This is a genomic window from Microbacterium sp. PF5, from assembly GCF_004794315.1.
GTDB classification, from domain to species: domain Bacteria; phylum Actinomycetota; class Actinomycetes; order Actinomycetales; family Microbacteriaceae; genus Microbacterium; species Microbacterium sufflavum.
In genome coordinates this window covers 1-16,693 of sequence record NZ_SSDQ01000031.1, presented here as the reverse complement: position 1 = coordinate 16,693, position 16,693 = coordinate 1, and the positions used below count along the sequence as shown (strand labels likewise).

The following is a 16,693-nucleotide window of genomic DNA, read 5'->3' as shown; positions in this document are numbered from 1 at the left end:
TCAGTGGCCGCCGAGAGGGATCGACGCACCCGGGATCGCCTGCAGCAGGCGCTCCGTGTACTCCTCCTGCGGATTCGCGAAGATCTCGTCGACCGTGCCCTGCTCCACCACGCGGCCCTTCTCCATCACGCACACCAGGTCGCTGGAGACCCGCACGACCGCGAGGTCGTGGGTGATGAACAGGTACGTCAGGTCGAGCTCGGACTGCAGGTCGGCGAGCAGCTTCAGGATCTGGTCCTGCACCAGCACGTCGAGCGCCGACACCGCCTCGTCGAGCACGATGATGTCGGGCTTGAGCGCGAGTGCACGAGCGATCGCCACGCGCTGCCGCTGACCGCCCGACAGCTCGTTCGGGTATCGCGTGGCGAGGGACTGGGGCAGGGCGACCTGCTCCAGCAGCTCCTCCACGCGCGCCCGCTGCGAGGCGCGGTCGCCGACGCCGTGGATCTGCAGCGGCTCGGCGATCGTGTTGCCGATGTTGCGCAGCGGGTCGAGCGAGCCGTACGGGTCCTGGAACACCGGCTGCATCCGGCGACGGAGCCCGAACGCCTGCGCGTTCGAGAGCCCCGACACGTCCTGACCGTCGATCTCGATCGTGCCGGCGGTCGGATCCTCGAGCTTGAGCACCATCTTCGCGACCGTGGACTTGCCCGATCCGGACTCCCCGACCAGTGCGAGCGTCTTGCCGCGCGGGATCTCGAACGACACGTCGTCCACCGCCCGGAAGGCCTCGCTGCGGAAGTTGCCCTGGCGGATCTTGTAGTCCTTCGTCAGACCGGCCACCCGGACGGTCGGCGGGATGTCCGCGAGGTCCTCGAGCGTCTCGATCCCCCGATCCTCCACGACCGCCTGGATGCGCTGCGACGCCACACTGGGCGCCGCGGCCACCAGCCGCTTGGTGTACGGGTGCTGCGGGTTCTCCAGGATCTGACGGCTCGGCCCCGCCTCGACGATGTTGCCGCCGTTCATCACGATGATCTTCTCCGCGCGCTCGGCCGCGAGACCGAGGTCGTGCGTGATCAGGAGCACCGAGGTGCCCTTGTCCCGCGTGAGGGAGGCCATGTGATCGAGGATGACCCGCTGCACCGTCACGTCGAGGGCCGAGGTCGGCTCATCGGCGATCAGGAGCTTCGGGTCGGCCGCGAGACCGATGCCGATCAGCGCGCGCTGGCGCATCCCGCCGGAGAACTGGTGCGGATACTGGTGCAGCCGTCGCTCGGCATCGGCCAGACCCGCCTGCTGCAGCACCTCGATCGTGCGTGCCTTGACAGCGGCACGCCCCTGGGCGATGCCGTTGGCGCGCACGGCCTCCTTGACCTGGAAGCCGATGCTCCACACCGGGTTGAGGCTCGACATGGGGTCCTGCGGCACGAAGCCGATGTCGCGACCGCGCACGGCCTCGATGTCGCGTCGGCTCAGGCCCGTGAGCGGACGGCCCTCGAGCGTGATCGATCCTCCGGTGACCTTTCCAGTCCCCGGCAGCAGGTCGACGATGGCCGTGGCCGTGGTGGACTTGCCCGAGCCGGACTCCCCCACGATCGCGACGGTCTCGCCGGGGAACACGTCGAACGTGACACCGTGCAGGACCTCGCGCATCCCCTCCTGCGAACGGAACGCGACCTTGAGGTCGCGGACACTCAGCAGCGGGATCTGGGCGGCGTTGTGGTCGCTCATCGGCGGGCCCTCGCCTTCGGGTCGAGGGCGTCTCGGATGAGCTCGCCGAGGCCGACGAACGCGAGCACCGCGAGGGTGAGCGCGATCGATGGATAGATGAGCGACATCGGGGCGATGCGCAGAGCCGCCTGTGCCTGGCTGATGTCGTTACCCCACGACACCACCGTGCCGCCGAGTCCGACACCGAGGAACGACAGGGTCGCCTCCGCCACGATCGCCGCGGCGAGTCCCAGGGTCGACACGACCAGCAGCGGCGCGATGCCGTTGGGGATCACGTGGGTCAGCAGCGTCTTGAACCGGGACTGGCCCAGCGAGCGCGACGCCATGACGAAGTCCGCCTGCCGCACCCGGAGGATCTCGGCGCGCACGACGCGTGCCGTGGACGCCCAGGAGAAGCCACCGATCGCGAGCGCGAGCGTCCAGACCGAGCGGTAGTCCGAGAGCACCGTCATCACGACCAGGGCGGCCAGGATGTAGGGGATCGCGAAGAAGATGTCGCCGATGCGGGACAGCAGCGCGTCGATCCAGCCGCCGTAGAAACCGGCCAGCGCACCCATGATGAGGCCCAGCACCGCGGAGATCACGGTGGCGATGAGACCGACCGACAGCGACGTCTGGGCGCCCCAGACGACGCGGGCGTAGATGTCGCAGCCCTGGAAGTTGAACCCGAGCGGGTGGCCGGGCGTCGGGCCCTCGTTGCTGTTCATCAGGTCGCACACGCGCGGGTTGACCTGCGTGAACAGGGTCGGCCAGAACGACATGACGATGAACAGCGCGGCGAGCAGCACCGAGAACCAGAACATCGGGCGACGGCGCAGGTCGCGCCACGCGTCGCGCCACAGGTTGCTGGGCTTCTCGGCGACGCGCACCGCATCGATGGCGATCGACTCGGTCTCGACCGGGGCGACGTAGTGCTTCTGCGTGGTGGGGTCAGACATAGCGGATCCTCGGGTCGAGCAGACCGTAGAGCAGGTCGATGACAAGGTTCACCAGCACGTACAGGATCACGAACACCGTGACGAAGGAGACCACGGTGGGCCCCTCACCGCGGATCGCCGCCTGGTAGAGCGTGTTGCCGACACCGGGGATGTTGAAGATCCCCTCGGTCACGGTCGCGCCCACGAGGAGCACGCCGAAGTTCGTGGCGGAGTTGGTGATGACCGGGAGCAGGGAGTTGCGCAGCACGTGCACCGGGATCACGCGCGTGCGCGAGAGTCCCTTGCTGTACGCCGTGCGCACCCAGTCCTGGTTGAGGGTGTCGATCACCGAGCTGCGCATCAGGCGCATGCTGACGGCGAAGAGGCTGAACCCGAGCACGAGGGCGGGGAGCCAGAGGCCACCCCAGTCGTTGTCGGAGCCGACGGTCGGGCTGAACCAGCCCCACTGGATCGCCAGGAAGTACTGGGCCAGGAAGCACAGCACGAAGATCGGGATCGCCAGGGCGACGAGCGCGACCAGCAGGGCGGTCGTGTCGAACAGCTTGCCCTTGCGCAGCGCCGAGATCGTGCCGATCGTGATCGCGAGCGTGAACTCGATCCCGATCGCCATGACGGCGAGCCGGCCGGTGACCGGAAGCGTGTCGACGAGCACAGCGGAGACCGGGCGACCGGAGAAGGTCGTGCCGAGGTCACCCTGGAAGACACCGGTGATGTAGTACCAGTACTGGACCAGGAACGGCTCGTTGAGGTGGTACTCCTCGCGCAGGGCGTTGACGAGAGCCTCATTGGGCGTGCGATCGCCGAACAGAGCCAGGATCGGGTCGCCCGGCATGGCGAACACGAGGAAGTAGATGAGCAGGGTGGCCCCGAAGAACACGGGGATCACCTGGAGAAGACGTCTGATGATATAGCTGGGCATCCGCAGTCCCTTTCGGGAGGGCGCGAACAGACCGAACGGGAGCACCCGACGAGGCGGTGACGGAAACCGTCACCGCCTCGCGGGTGCGAGCTCCGTCAGGCCTATTCGGCAGCCTTCGTGATCTCGTAGTACAGCGGGACCGAGTTCCAGCCGAACGTGACGTTGTCGACCGTGTCGGCGTAACCACCGGTCACGTTGGAGTACCACAGCGGGATCGCGGGGAGATCGTTGAACAGGATCTCCTGCGCCTTGGTGAACTCCTCGACCTGGGCCGCGGTGTCGGTGTTGCTGATGCCCTCGGCGATCAGCGCGTCGAACTCGGGGTTCGAGTAGTCACCGTCGTTGGAGCCGGCGTTGGTCGCGTAGAGCGGGCCGAGGAAGTTGTACAGACCGGGGTAGTCGGCCTGCCAACCCGAACGGGCAGCGGTCTTGATGCTGTTGTTGTTGATCTCCTCGCGGATGACCGAGAAGGTCGGGTACGGGTCGCCCGATGCCTCGATGCCCAGCGTGTTGGAGATCGCGTTGGTCACGGCGTCGACCCACTCCTGGTGGCCACCGTCGGTGTTGTAGGCGATCTTGAACTCGCCCTCCCACGGGGAGATGGCGTCGGCCTCGGCCCACAGCTCCTTGGCCTTCTCGGGGTCGTACTTGAGGACCTCGTTGCCCTTGATCGAGTCGGACCAGCCGTCGATGACCGGCGACGTGAAGTCGGAGGCCGTGGTGCGGGTGCCGAAGAAGATCTTGTCGGTGATCTGGTCGCGGTCGAACGCCATCGAGATGGCCTGACGACGGAGGATGCCCTCTTCGCCGGAGAAGTGCGGCAGGAACTGACCGATCGTGAACGACTGGAAGACGGCCGACGGCTGGTTCACCGCGCGGTCGCCCAGGTCGTCCTGGAAGGTCGGCAGCGACACGGACGGGATGACGTCGATGACGTCGACCTTGTTGCCCTGCAGGTCGGCGTAGGCCGCGTCCTGCGTCGCGTAGAAGATGATCGACAGGCCGCCGTTCTTGGCCTTGCGACCGCCGTCGTAGTCGTCGTTGCGGACCAGGTCGATCTGCACGTCGTGCTGCCAGGCGCCCTCACCGTCGAGCTTGTACGGGCCGTTGCCGATCGGGTTCTCGCCGAACGCGTCGATGTCCTCGAACGCGACGTCGGGCAGCGGGTAGTAGGCCGAGTAGCCGAGGCGCAGCGCGAAGTCGGCGGCCGGCTTGTTCAGCGTGATCGTGAACGTGTAGTCGTCGACCTGCTGGAGACCGGACATGTCGCCCTGAGCGCCGTACACGTCGGGGGTGTTCTGGAAGCCCTCGATGTCTTCGAAGAAGTAGCTCGAGAGGTGGGCGTTCTCCGCCTGTGCGCCGTAGTTCCACGCCTTGATGAAGTTGTCGGCGGTGACCTCTTCGCCGTTGGAGAAGGTCTGACCCTCCTTCAGCTTCACGGTGAGGTGCTGCGGGTCCTCGGTGGTGATCTCCTCGGCCATGTCGTTGACCGGCTTGCCCTCGGCGTCGTAGTAGACGAGCCCGGCGAAGATCTCGTCGAGGATCTTGCCGCCACCGACCTCGTTCGTGTTGGTCGGGATCAGCGGGTTCTCCGGCTCCGAGCCGTTCGTCGTGATGATGGCATCCGGGTCGGCCTTGGCCCCACCGTTGCCGCCGTCACCGGTGTTGCCGGATCCGCCCGCGCAGCCCGCGAGCGCCAGAGCGCCACCCGCGAACAGCGCGACGCCCGCCAGGGCGATCTTGTTGCGCTTCACTTTGTGTCCTCCTGTGGACGTGGGAATTCTGCGTGCGCATCGTCGAGCACGCAGGGATACCTGAGCGTAACCCGCGAGTCCGCCCGCCGACGCACTCGGCTAACGAACTGTTACTGAGTGGTGACCAATCGTCACACGCGCGAAACATGGGGAGACGAGGACGGCGCCGCGCCACCCGGAGGTGACCGCGACGCCGTCCGCGGATCAGCAGGGACTCAGGCGAACGCCTCCACCGGCGGGCACGCGCACACCAGGTTGCGGTCGCCGTACGCCTGGTCGATCCGGCGCACCGGCGGCCAGTACTTGGCGGCCACGAGCGAGCGCACCGGGTAGGCCGCCTCCTCGCGCGTATAGGCGTGCGTCCACTCCCCCGCGATGAGCGACACCGCGGTGTGCGGTGCGTGCACGAGCGGGTTGTCGTCGGCCGGCCAGCGTCCGGCGGCCACCGCGTCGGCCTCGGCCTTGATCATGATCATGGCCTCGATGAACCGCTCGATCTCGTCGAGGTCCTCCGACTCGGTCGGCTCCACCATCAGGGTGCCGGCGACCGGGAACGACATCGTCGGCGCGTGGAACCCGTAGTCGATGAGGCGCTTGGCGACGTCGTCGACCGTGATGCCCGTTGCCTCCTTGAGCGGACGCAGGTCGAGGATGCACTCGTGCGCGACCCGGCCGTTCTCGCCCGTGTAGAGCACGGGGAAGTGCGAGCCGAGCCGCTCCGCGATGTAGTTCGCCGAGAGCACGGCCGCTGCGGTCGCCCGGCGCAGCCCGTCGGCTCCCATCATGCGCACGTAGGCCCAGGAGATCGGCAGGATGCCCGCGGAACCGTAGGGGGCCGCCGAGATGACCGCACCGTCGAACGTGTAGCCGCCGAAATGCTCGGCGCGCTGTGCCAGCGGGTGCGAGGGCAGGTACGGGGCCAGGTGCGCCTTCGCCGCGACCGGGCCGATGCCGGGGCCACCCCCGCCGTGCGGGATCGCGAACGTCTTGTGCAGGTTGAGGTGCGAGACGTCGCCGCCCAGGTCACCGAAGCGCGCGTAGCCGAGCAGCGCGTTGAGGTTCGCGCCGTCGACGTACACCTGACCGCCGGCCTCGTGCACCGCCGTCGTGATCTCGACCACCTGCTCCTCGTACACCCCGTGCGTCGAGGGGTACGTGATCATCAGCGCAGCGAGCTCATCGGCGTGCTGCGCGATCTTGGCGCGGAGGTCGTCGAGGTCGACGTTGCCGAGCGCATCGCTGGCCACGACCACGACCTTCATGCCCGCCAGCACGGCAGACGCAGCGTTCGTGCCGTGCGCCGACGACGGGATGAGGCACACCGTGCGGTGCGCGTCGCCGTTCGCGTGGTGGTAGCCGCGGATCGCGAGCAGGCCGGCGAGCTCGCCCTGCGACCCCGCGTTCGGCTGCAGCGACACCGCGTCGTAGCCGGTGATCTCGGCGAGCCAGCTCTCGAGCTGATCGATCAGTTCGAGATAGCCCTGCACGTCGTCCGCCGGGGCGAACGGGTGGATGCCGGCGAACTCGGGCCACGTGATCGCCGCCATCTCGGTCGCCGCGTTCAGCTTCATGGTGCACGAGCCGAGCGGGATCATGCCGCGATCGAGCGCGTAGTCGCGGTCGGACAGGCTCTTGAGGTAGCGCATCATCGCGGTCTCGCTGCGGTGCGCGTGGAACACCGGGTGCGTGAGGTACTCGTCCGCGCGGCGGAGAGCCTCCGGCAGCGCGACCGAGACACCCGCGACGAACGCGAACGCGCGCTCCGTCGGCCCGCCGAACACCAGCGCCACGCGGTGCAGGTCGGTGAACGTCGTCGTCTCGTCCACCGCGACACCGATCGTGTCGGCGTCGGCGACTCGCAGCAGGATGCCGTGCTCCTCGCGCGCGCGGGCGGCATGCTCCGCCGCCGCGCCAGGCACCCGCACCGTGAGCGTGTCGAAGAAGTGCTCGTGCACGACCTCGGCCCCCGCCTCGACCAGCCAGTCACGCAACAGGGTGGCCTTGCCGGCGACGCCCTGGGCGATCGAGCGCAGCCCGTCGGGGCCGTGGTACACCGCGTACATCGAAGCCATGACCGCGAGCAGCACCTGCGCCGTGCAGATGTTGGACGTGGCCTTCTCCCGGCGGATGTGCTGCTCGCGCGTCTGCAGCGAGAGCCGGTACGCGGGCTTGCCGTCGGCATCGACCGACACCCCGACCAGTCGCCCCGGCAGCTGGCGCTCGAGGCCGGAGCGCACCGCCATGTAGCCGGCGTGCGGTCCGCCGAAGCCCATCGGCACGCCGAAGCGCTGCGTGGTGCCGACCGCGACGTCGGCGCCCATCGTCCCCGGGGCCGTGAGCAGTGTGAGCGCCAGCAGGTCGGCCGCGGCCACGGCGAGACCACCCGCAAGGTGCGCGGCCTCGAACACCGCCGTCGGATCCCACACGCGACCGGACGCGCCGGGGTACTGCACGAACACGCCGAACAGCTCGTCCGGCAGCTCCTCGCCCGCCGCGAGGTCGACCTTCACGAGCTCGACGCCGAGGGCGTCCGCGCGGGACGCGAGCATGGCCCTGGTCTGCGGCAGCGCGTCGGCGTCGACCACGAACACGTTCGACGAGGACTTCGAGGCCCGCCGCGCGAGCAGCATCCCCTCGACCACGGCCGTGGACTCGTCGAGCATCGACGCGTTCGCGGTGCTGAGGCCGGTGAGCTCGGCGACCATGGTCTGGAAGTTGATGAGCGCCTCCAGGCGCCCCTGCGAGATCTCGGGCTGGTACGGCGTGTAAGCCGTGTACCAGGAGGGGTTCTCCAGCACGTTGCGCTGGATCACCTGGGGCGTGATGGTGCCGTAGTACCCGAGGCCGATCATCGCGCGGCGGACCGTGTTGCGCGACGCGAGCGCCCGCAGCTCGGCCAGGGCCTCGGTCTCGCTCGCGGCGGCGGGGATGCGCGACTCCGCGACCGCGGCCTCCGGCCCCGTGTAGATCGAGGCGGGGACGGCCTGGCGCATGAGCGTCTCGACCGGGCTGGTGGGCCCGTCCTCCGCGCCGCCGAGCCCGAGCGCGTCGAGCATCGTGCGCTGTGCGGCCTCGGTGGGTCCGATGTGACGATCGGCGAAAGCAACCACGTGTGTCTCAGCCCTCCGTGAGTGCGACGTAGGCGTCGCGGTCGAGCAGTCCGTCCAGGGCGCCGGCGGCGACCGAGACCTTGAGCAGCCAGCCGCCCTCGAAGGGCTCGGCGTTCACCAGCGACGGGTCGTCGACCACGGCGTCGTTGATCTCGACGACCGTGCCGGCCACCGGGGCGTAGAGCTCGCCGACCGACTTGGTCGACTCGATCTCGCCCACCACGGAGCCGGCGGTGATCTCGGTGCCGACGGCGGGGAGCTCGACGAACACCACGTCGCCCAGCTTCTCGGCGGCGTAGTCGGTGATGCCGATGGTCACGGTGTCGCCGTCACCGGCAATCCACTCGTGCTCGTCGGTGTAGCGGAGTGCGCTGAGGTCGGTCATGAGTTCCTCCGGTAGAAAGGCAGGGCGGTCACGGTCGCGGGGATACGGGTCCCCCGCACATCAAGGAATACTGCGGTTCCCTCTTCCGCGGAAGAAGGGTCGACGTAGGCCATCGCGATCGGATGACCCAGCGTCGGGCTCAGGGCGCCGCTGGTGATCTCCCCCAGCGGGGCACCGTCGGCGTCGACCACCGCGTAGCCGGCGCGGCCCGCACGGCGACCCTCGGCGGTCAGTCCGACCAGGACGCGCGCGTCGGCCGCCGGGGCGGGGGCGTCCTTGCCGACGAAGCGCTCCTTCGCGGCGACCACCACGCGACCGAGGCCCGCCTGCGCGGGCGACGTGTCCAGGCTCAGCTCATGGCCGTACAGGGGCATCCCGGCCTCGAGCCGGAGCGTGTCGCGCGCCGCGAGGCCCGCCGGTACCAGGCCCAGGGGCGTCCCGGCGGCGAGCACGGCATCCCACAGCGCGGCCGCGTGAGCCGCCGGCACCAGAAGCTCGAAGCCGTCCTCGCCCGTGTAGCCGGTACGGGCGAGGAGCAGCGGCCGCCCCGCGAACGTCGCGGACGCCCAGGCGTAGTAGCGCTGCTCGGCCCACGGCACGCTCACCTCGCCGATACCGGCCGTCGCGGCGAGGATCTCCTCGGCGCGCGGACCCTGCACCGCGATGAGGGCGTAGTCGTCGGACACGTCGGCGACCTCGACCTGCTCGACCCCGGAGTGCGCGACCCGGTCCGCGAGCGCACCACAGACGGCGTCACGGTTGCCGGCGTTGGAGATGATCAGGTAGTCGTCGTCGGCGAGCCGGTACACGATCACGTCGTCGACGATGCCGCCCTCGGGCGTGAGCAGCAGCGAGTACTTCGCCTTGCCGACCGCGAGAGCCGACAGCCGTCCGGCCAGTGCGTAGTCGAGGAAGGCACCCGCGTCCCCTCCGCGCACGGTGAACTCGGCCATGTGCGAGATGTCGAAGATGCCCGCCGCCTGGCGCACGGCGTGGTGCTCGGCGAGGTCGGATGTGTAGCGCACCGGCATCTGCCAGCCGCCGAAGTCGGTGAAGGATGCGCCGAGGGCCTCGTGGCGCTCGCGCAGCGGGGTGAAGCGGGGGTCGGACATGGAGTTCTCCCGGGCTGGGTCGGGCGGAACGGCGGCATCGCCGTTCCAGGGAACTCCCCCTCTGTCATGGGCCTGAGAGCTTCGCCCGCACGAGCACGCGGGCTTTCACCGTCGGCGGATCCCCGACAGCTCGGGATCGCTTTTCAGAGCGGCCGGACCCCCGCGGTACGCGTACCTGAGAGATTGGCGGGGAGGCTTGCTCCTTCGGTGCCCGGCTGCGTGCGCCGGGGCTCTCCCGCGTGGGTCGTTCGGCCTGTCTTCGATTGTGGCTTCAGTCTAGCCCGAGGCGCGCGTCGGCCTCGCTCGCGGATCGCGCGTCGTCGAAGGCGTCGTCGACGAGCACCGACCAGATCGGAGATGGGACGCCCGTCCACTCGGCGATCGCGTGCTCGAGGTTGAGGCGCGCGGCCGCCGGGTCGAGCGTCCTCCGGCAGTGACGCGACACCCTGCTCGCTTCACGGACCGTCCCACGGCACGCCAACCAGAGCAGGGCAAGGTCGCGCGGTTTCACCTCCGCCCCGACATCGCCCGCCAGCTCGCGTGCGCGCTCGGCGGCCGTGCGCACGACCTCGACAGGATCCTCCCCCGCCGCGCGGAGCCCGTCGTTCACGCTCCGCACCCGCCAGGCGACGTCCTGCCCCCGCTCCAACCAGCGCAGCAGGAGCTGCCCATCGCCTCCTCGCCGGTCGATCACCGGGAACGCCGAGACCGCATGCGTGGTCGAACCTGCGAGGGCGTCACCGCCTCCGCGCGAGACCGCGCCCCGGCTCCCCTGCCGATCGTTTCCCACGAGGCTCGGCAGCTGCCCGTGGTCGGCAGCCGACGGATAGCACGCCCACACCTCCCGACCGCGTTCGGCGAGTGCATGACGCAGATTCACGTCGTCGAGCAGCGACGTGGGCGGCCGGCGAGCGATGTCCCGCGCGAGGTCGGCCGGCATGCTCACGCAGACGGCGGGCAGGTAGGGGTCGACGATCTCACCCCAGTGCGGAAGCGCGCCGGATGCCCTGACCAGCTGCGCGGACGCGGTCGACCAGCCGACGTAATGAACCAGCACATCGTCCGGCCTCTCGGTGATCGATGATCGGATGCGATCGACGGCATCGGGCACCAGTTCGGCGTCGTCCTGCACGACGAGGTGGTGCGTGGCGTCCGTCCTCGCCCCGCCCCAGGCGAGGAGAGATGCGGCGAGCGCCGACGGCGGCCCATCCGGGTCGGGGTCGAGCGCGAGGGACGGCTCGAGCGGTTCCAGGCGCTCGAGCAGGCTGCGGGCCGCGTCCGCACGGGACGGATGACTCATGACGGCGGCGGACAGCTCCACGGTCGCCTCCTTCGGGTCGGGGAAGGTGCCGCCCGGGTTCCCCGGGCGGCACCCCTCATGCGGCCCGGCTCAGTGCCGGGGGTCGTTGCAGTTACACGGCAGCGCGCAGCAGTTGCCCGGCGCCACACAGGACATGCATCCTCCACAGGCGATGCAGCCGGAGATATCGATGTTCTCCTCCTCGGTCGCCTCGATCAGCGCGCCGAGCAGCGACTCGAAATCGGCCGCGTCACCGGCGGGCCCCGTGGCCCTGCTCGGGGCCTCGATGTCGACAATGCTCATACCTTCTCACCCCCTTTCCTCCGTTCATCCATGAACGCCCCACGACTCCGGTCCTCGAGGACCAGGTCGCCGAGCGCGTCGGGAGAGATGTAGGCGGATCGCAGCTCCGCGAGCCGCGCGTCGTCGCCGGCGCCGAGCACCCGCTCGGCGAGACGCGCGAAGTCCCCTTCCGTCGCCTCGGGTCCGGCCACGGCGAAGGGCGCGTACCGGGCGAGCAGCGCGGTGCGCCGGACCGACACGGGATCGTGCACGTCGCGGTACACCGGCGCGAGGGAGGCGATGGTCGGTACACCCAGGTACGCCAGCTCGCACGTCGTCATCCCGTTGCCGTTGCACACCGCCAGATCGGCGCCGGCCAGGATCTCTGCGGCATCGGGGCGACGGCCGAGCCACCGGACCCGGCGATCGGTCAGCGCCCCCGCGGTCGGGTCGTCGCCGAGTATCAGCAGTTCATCGTCACCGCGCGCCCACTCGAGCACCTGCGGCACCAGGCTCTTCAGCATCCGCAGCGACGCCGGGTTCGACGTGCTTCCTCCCAGTGTCATGACGATCCGTCGCCCGGTCGCGTCAGCGACGGCGGCCGGGGCCCGTCGCCTTTCGAGGAGCGGCGGTGCCACCGGGCCGACGAACTCCACCCGCGAGGCGGTGTACGGGTCGAGCGGATGCGCCTCCGCGAAGTCCACTACGAGGGTGCGGCGGGCCGGATACAAGACGGTGTCGACGCCGAGATCCCGTTCGGCGAAGAGCCAATCGGTCAGCATCACGATGGGCGCCGCAGTATGCTCGCGGATCACCGGCGGAAGATAGTGCAGCTCATCGACCACGAACAGCTCGGACCCTGCGAGCCCCGGCAGGAGGCCGGCGAGCGCGGCCACCGCTTCCGGGGCGAAGTCGCGCCGATCCACGATGCCGGCGTCCTCGCATTCGACGCCCATCATCCGGAAGTACTCCGCACCGTATCCGTAGCTGACCACGTCGACCATGTGGCCCCGACGCTGCAGTGCCGCCACGAGCCGCAGACTGCGCGAGGCGTGCCCGAATCCGTGGCCACGGCAGAAGACGGTGATGATCATCCCTGCGTCGCCCCTTCGCAGGGAATGCCGACCGCGAGAGTGAACAGGGGCCGAAGCCCGGACGGCGCGAGATCGTGTCGGCGCCCGCCCTCTACCCGCCCGTACGGCACGCAGGCCAGCCCGACGCGCAGGAGCGAGAGCCACAGCAGTTGCGCCGCGTGCCCCAGCGCGACGTGCAGATCGACGTACTCGTCCTCCGTGAGCCGACCGAAGGCGGGCGTGTCCATCGCGAAGCAGACGTAGGCCGGGGCCGCACCGTAGACGTCGCCGAACCGTCGGTGCAGCGCCGGGTCGGCATCGGGCGAGACCAGGACCGCATGCACGGCCGGGCGGAGCGGACCGGAGAAGGGCGGGAGCGCGGCGATGGCCCGCTCGATCGGCGCGAGGTCGACGTGGCTCCTCCAGGTGCGCACGCTGCGTCGCGGTGGCCACGGTTCCCGTGCCCCCGGGCGCGGCTCCGGAGCCGACACCACTCGGGTGTACGGTTCGCCCGCCGTCTCCACGAACGCGAAGAAGTCCTCCTGGGCGCTCATGCGTGCTCACCCCCGGCATCCGACGCCACGAACACGGCCGCCGACAGGCGGCGCCGGGGCAGAGCCGCGACGGCGTCCTCCCATCGGCCGAGGCCCTCGAACCGGATGCCGGTGTGTGAGGCTCCGACCGCCTCCTGCAGCAGTGCGAGGCACATGCCCAGTTCGAGCGCCGCGAGGCGCGGGGCATTGCCGGCGTACTTGGGCAGCAGAGCATCGATGTCGGTCACGGCGATCAGGGCCACGCCGTCGGGCGCGTCCAGGACGAAGGGGGTGCGCACCTGGGCCAGGCCGCTGCGCCCCTCCCGTCCTTCGAATGCGAAGGTGTGGCAGAGGCCGTCCACAACGGATGCCACGTAGCACCCGGTCGCCCTCAATCCGCCGGCGCTGGGCACGCCGCGATGCACTCCCCCGGCCTCCCCGAACAGGTCTCCCACGATCGCCACGAGGCCCTCGAGCGCCGCCGGCCGCACCGAGGAGGGGTACACAGGAGAGTCCTCGACGGCTCCCCTCTTCACCCGGATGCGCGGCCGCTGCGGTGACGACGGGGGCGCATCCTCCGTGCTCGGCAGGGGCGGGGAGAGGAGACCGTCCACGTCGAAGGCGTAGGGCGATGCGATCCGCTCCTCGTACGCGAGCGCCGGGAACGGAGACCCCTCGTCCGCCCCGCGGCAGCGCCGACAGTCCAGACGCGCACGAAGCACCTCGTGCTCGAGGAGCCCGGTGGCGAGGTCGAGCCGGAGCGCCGAGCCGTTGGCGACCGCGCCGAGCTCGAGCCGCTGGAGCATCGTGACGACGGCGGCGGCGACCAGCGGCGCCCGCGCGTCTCGGCTGATCCGCGACGCGCCGGTCAGGCCGCGCAGTCCTGCGCCGACGCAGTCAGTGCAGGGCGCGGCGCGGAGGGCCGTCGGGGCTGCGCACACGATCGCCTCGTCCGACGCGCGGAACATCACGACCAGCGTCTCCTCGGGCAGCGGTGGCAGCGGACTGTCCTCGTCCACCTCCACGAACAGCACGTCGCCGACCGAGGCACCCTCGATCCCGACTGTCACGTCGACCCGCGAGGCGACCAGATCGCCCAGTTGCTCCTGCAGGTGCGTCGCGAGGTCGGCGGAGTTCGTCCGCGCCGCGGACGCTTCGCTGATCAGGGATCGGGTGTGCGCGGACACACGACGAGCGGCGCCCCCGAGCTCGGCCCACGTCTCATGCACGTGCCCGCACTCCCGGCAGGGAGCGGCGAGAAGATCGAGCCGTCCGAGTCCGCGACGCAGGTCTGCATCCCCCGCACTCGGCTCGGAGCGCAGCGGCGTCACGACGCGGACGATCTGGCCGAGCGCGACCGAGACCTCGCCGTCGGGAGCACTCCACACCTCCACGCCGGTGCGCACGGGAATCGACGTGGTGTCAGTGGTCGACGGCACAGTGGCACTCCTCATCCGGGATCAGCCGCCACGAACGCACGGTCGCGGTCCGCGGATCCACCTCGCGGAGCGCCGGCCGCCCGTCCTCCGGGGTCTGCAGCAGGACCAGCGCCTGCAGCGCCACGAGCCAGGCCGTGGCGGCGGTCATCGTGCGCCCGCGCGCCACGAGCACGTGATCGGGCCCCACGAGACCGCTACCCAGACCGTGCTGGGTCCGGCGCGCGATCGCGCAGCAGGGGCAGCCGGGGGCACCGCGCCGCACCGGGCCCACCAGGACCCCTCGACCGTCCAGCAGGACCGGCACCACCGGAGTGCTGCCCTCGATGCACAAGCCCTCGGTCGAGCGGCGCGCGATGGCGAGCTCTCCCACCACCCCCGCGTCGCGCGCGAGCCCCTGGAAGGCACGGCGCATCAGGTCGAGTTCGGGATCGGGCGTCGACGGCTCTAGGCGAACGGCTGCGGCCATGTGTTCAACTCCTCTTCCGGGTGCACGGGGTGACCGAGGTCGGCCGGGGCCTGGTAGAGGCGCGGATGCCGCCGATACTGCGCGTGGCGATGCGGGGTGAAGGGCATGAGCTCGGGGATCACCACGGCGTAGGCGTGCAGACCGAGCTGGCGGGTCCAGTCCGTGTCGCGGCACTGCGCGTACACCGCGTGGCCGCGCGAGGCGGCGGTGTCGAGGATCCGGCGCAGGGCGGCCTGCGCATCTGCGGCGAAGGGTGCCGTCGGCGCCTCGATCTCGACCGTGCCGCGGCGGAGGAAGTCGAAGACGTGGTCATTGGCGGGCGCTCCGCACACCGAGGCGCCGAATCCCAGCGAATCCTCCGCCGGTGTGCCGAGCTGGGCGGCCGTGTAACAGGTGAACGCCTCGGTCAGCGCCTTCGTCACCGCGACATCGAAGGTCAGCCCCGTGCCCGCGCTGACGATCGTACGGACGGCGGGGTCGAAGGGGGCCGCGAGCAGCACGTACACCGCGGGGACGCCGTACTCGTTGCGGAGGTCGTACACCTCGATGTCGAAGAACTGCTCCGTCATGCTCTCGATCCGCGCCCGGACATCGCCGCCGAGCGAGGCCGTCCTGATCCGGGGCAGAGGCAGTCGCTGGAGCCAGGTCAGGGCGATCATGTCACGCTCGATCACCTCCGACGCGGCGCCGAAGAGGGCCTGCTCGCGAGTGGCGTGCACGGCATGGCCGGTGGAGATCGGGAACCAGAACCGGTCGTGAGGGTTCCGACCGTGGTCGCGGTAGGTGACCATGATCCTCGGGAGGTACGCGGCCCCGCCGCGGACGAGGTCCTCGCCGAGGATCCAGGTCACAGGTGCGTGCGGGTTCACGGGTTCCAGCGGGCAGTCCGGGTGCGCGAGCTCGGCCGGACTGCACTCGGCGACGGAGGCGAGATCGACGTGCGGATGGTCGAGCTCGGCGGCCGGTGCGACCACCACCGTGTCCCCGGGCAGCTCACGCCCGAGGTAGCGCTCCACAGCCTCCGCGAAGGCCTTGATCTCGGCGGTCTCGCGGTGATCGTCGATGCCCCCACAGAACACGAAGCGGCTCCGAGCGGTCGACCGCCCGGCGAAGCCGCTGCCGATCGAGGAGAAGATGCAGTGCCCGGATCCGAACTGCCACGTGTGGCTGTTGTCCTGCATGCTGCCGATCGCGGAATAGGGGCCCACTGCCGCCCGCAGAGCATCCGAGAATTGTTCCTCGGTTTGCAATTCTGCAAATGGCGCTTCTCTTCTTCGAGACATATCTACCGTGCGTTTCGATGTTTATCCGTCAGGGGGCCGATAATACAGTCACGCTTATCGGTACGAGCGACCATATATCGGCTGGCACCACTTGTCAACGGATCGACGCGCAAGTGGGACGATCAATATCTCGCAGATCAGCGACCTTTTCGCGTCACGCCCGCGCGCACGTATCGGCGCGGGCGGACCGCGACAGCATCGTCGCGCTCGCGCATTCGCACGCCGTCTACAATGGCGAAAGGCGACATTTTCGGACACCACTCCGAAATGTCCAGAGAAATGCGTCGCGAAACGCGAAGAAAGTGTGCTCGCCCTCCTGGGCGGCGTCAGCGGCCAGCGAGCTCCGCACGCACCTCATCGCGGAGACGGCCGAGGTTCTCGGGTTCGGGGGCGGCGCCGAGGAGGGTCTTGGTGTAGTCGTGCTG

Annotated in this window: 14 protein-coding genes and 2 riboswitches; all 14 genes read right to left on the bottom strand. The window is 69.9% G+C overall.

Translation table 11 applies throughout. The features are described 5' to 3' along the window. On the bottom strand, positions 1-1,674 hold the full coding sequence (locus DW297_RS00945) for a dipeptide ABC transporter ATP-binding protein (protein WP_136028637.1): 1,674 nt from the start codon (positions 1,672-1,674) through the stop codon (positions 1-3). After that, positions 1,671-2,612, bottom strand: coding sequence for an ABC transporter permease (locus tag DW297_RS00940; RefSeq protein ID WP_136028636.1), 942 nt, complete (start codon positions 2,610-2,612; stop codon positions 1,671-1,673). Before DW297_RS00940 ends, DW297_RS00945 begins: the two co-directional genes overlap by 4 nt. After that, entirely contained in the window at positions 2,605-3,531 is a 927-nt protein-coding gene (locus DW297_RS00935) for an ABC transporter permease (protein ID WP_136028635.1), read from the bottom strand. The genes DW297_RS00940 and DW297_RS00935 overlap by 8 nt, the downstream gene beginning before the upstream one ends. Positions 3,532-3,632: 101 nt before the next feature. Continuing rightward, positions 3,633-5,285, bottom strand: coding sequence for a peptide ABC transporter substrate-binding protein (locus tag DW297_RS00930; protein ID WP_136028634.1), 1,653 nt, complete (start codon positions 5,283-5,285; stop codon positions 3,633-3,635). A 215-nt stretch (positions 5,286-5,500) separates the two neighbouring features. Further along, a complete protein-coding gene (gene gcvP, locus DW297_RS00925) occupies positions 5,501-8,341 on the bottom strand; it encodes an aminomethyl-transferring glycine dehydrogenase (protein ID WP_240744481.1) in 2,841 nt (946 codons plus the stop codon). A gap of 61 nt (positions 8,342-8,402) precedes the next feature. Then, entirely contained in the window at positions 8,403-8,780 is a 378-nt protein-coding gene (gene gcvH, locus DW297_RS00920) for a glycine cleavage system protein GcvH (protein ID WP_136028632.1), read from the bottom strand. Next, positions 8,777-9,892 carry a glycine cleavage system aminomethyltransferase GcvT gene (gene gcvT / locus DW297_RS00915; protein WP_136028631.1) on the bottom strand — a complete coding sequence of 372 codons (1,116 nt, stop codon included), beginning with the start codon at positions 9,890-9,892 and terminating at the stop codon, positions 8,777-8,779. The genes gcvH and gcvT overlap by 4 nt, the downstream gene beginning before the upstream one ends. 54 nt (positions 9,893-9,946) lie before the next feature. Continuing rightward, positions 9,947-10,044: riboswitch (glycine riboswitch) on the bottom strand. A 1-nt stretch (position 10,045) separates the two neighbouring features. Then, positions 10,046-10,140: riboswitch (glycine riboswitch) on the bottom strand. A 23-nt stretch (positions 10,141-10,163) separates the two neighbouring features. Further along, positions 10,164-11,213, bottom strand: coding sequence for a hypothetical protein (locus DW297_RS00910; RefSeq protein WP_136028630.1), 1,050 nt, complete (start codon positions 11,211-11,213; stop codon positions 10,164-10,166). A 69-nt stretch (positions 11,214-11,282) separates the two neighbouring features. Beyond that, on the bottom strand, positions 11,283-11,495 hold the full coding sequence (locus DW297_RS00905) for a hypothetical protein (RefSeq protein WP_136028629.1): 213 nt from the start codon (positions 11,493-11,495) through the stop codon (positions 11,283-11,285). Then, the gene (locus DW297_RS00900) at positions 11,492-12,568 is read right to left on the bottom strand and encodes a glycosyltransferase (RefSeq protein ID WP_136028628.1); all 1,077 of its coding nucleotides are present in this window, start codon (positions 12,566-12,568) and stop codon (positions 11,492-11,494) included. The genes DW297_RS00905 and DW297_RS00900 overlap by 4 nt, the downstream gene beginning before the upstream one ends. After that, positions 12,565-13,101, bottom strand: coding sequence for a hypothetical protein (locus tag DW297_RS00895; protein WP_136028627.1), 537 nt, complete (start codon positions 13,099-13,101; stop codon positions 12,565-12,567). The genes DW297_RS00900 and DW297_RS00895 overlap by 4 nt, the downstream gene beginning before the upstream one ends. Then, on the bottom strand, positions 13,098-14,519 hold the full coding sequence (locus DW297_RS00890) for a hypothetical protein (protein ID WP_136028626.1): 1,422 nt from the start codon (positions 14,517-14,519) through the stop codon (positions 13,098-13,100). The genes DW297_RS00895 and DW297_RS00890 overlap by 4 nt, the downstream gene beginning before the upstream one ends. Beyond that, positions 14,503-14,985 carry a hypothetical protein gene (locus tag DW297_RS00885; RefSeq protein ID WP_136028625.1) on the bottom strand — a complete coding sequence of 161 codons (483 nt, stop codon included), beginning with the start codon at positions 14,983-14,985 and terminating at the stop codon, positions 14,503-14,505. The genes DW297_RS00890 and DW297_RS00885 overlap by 17 nt, the downstream gene beginning before the upstream one ends. Next, positions 14,964-16,166 (bottom strand): YcaO-like family protein, encoded by a 1,203-nt coding sequence (locus tag DW297_RS00880; RefSeq protein WP_168442763.1) that lies wholly within the window; start codon positions 16,164-16,166, stop codon positions 14,964-14,966. The genes DW297_RS00885 and DW297_RS00880 overlap by 22 nt, the downstream gene beginning before the upstream one ends. Positions 16,167-16,693: the final 527 nt, after the last annotated feature.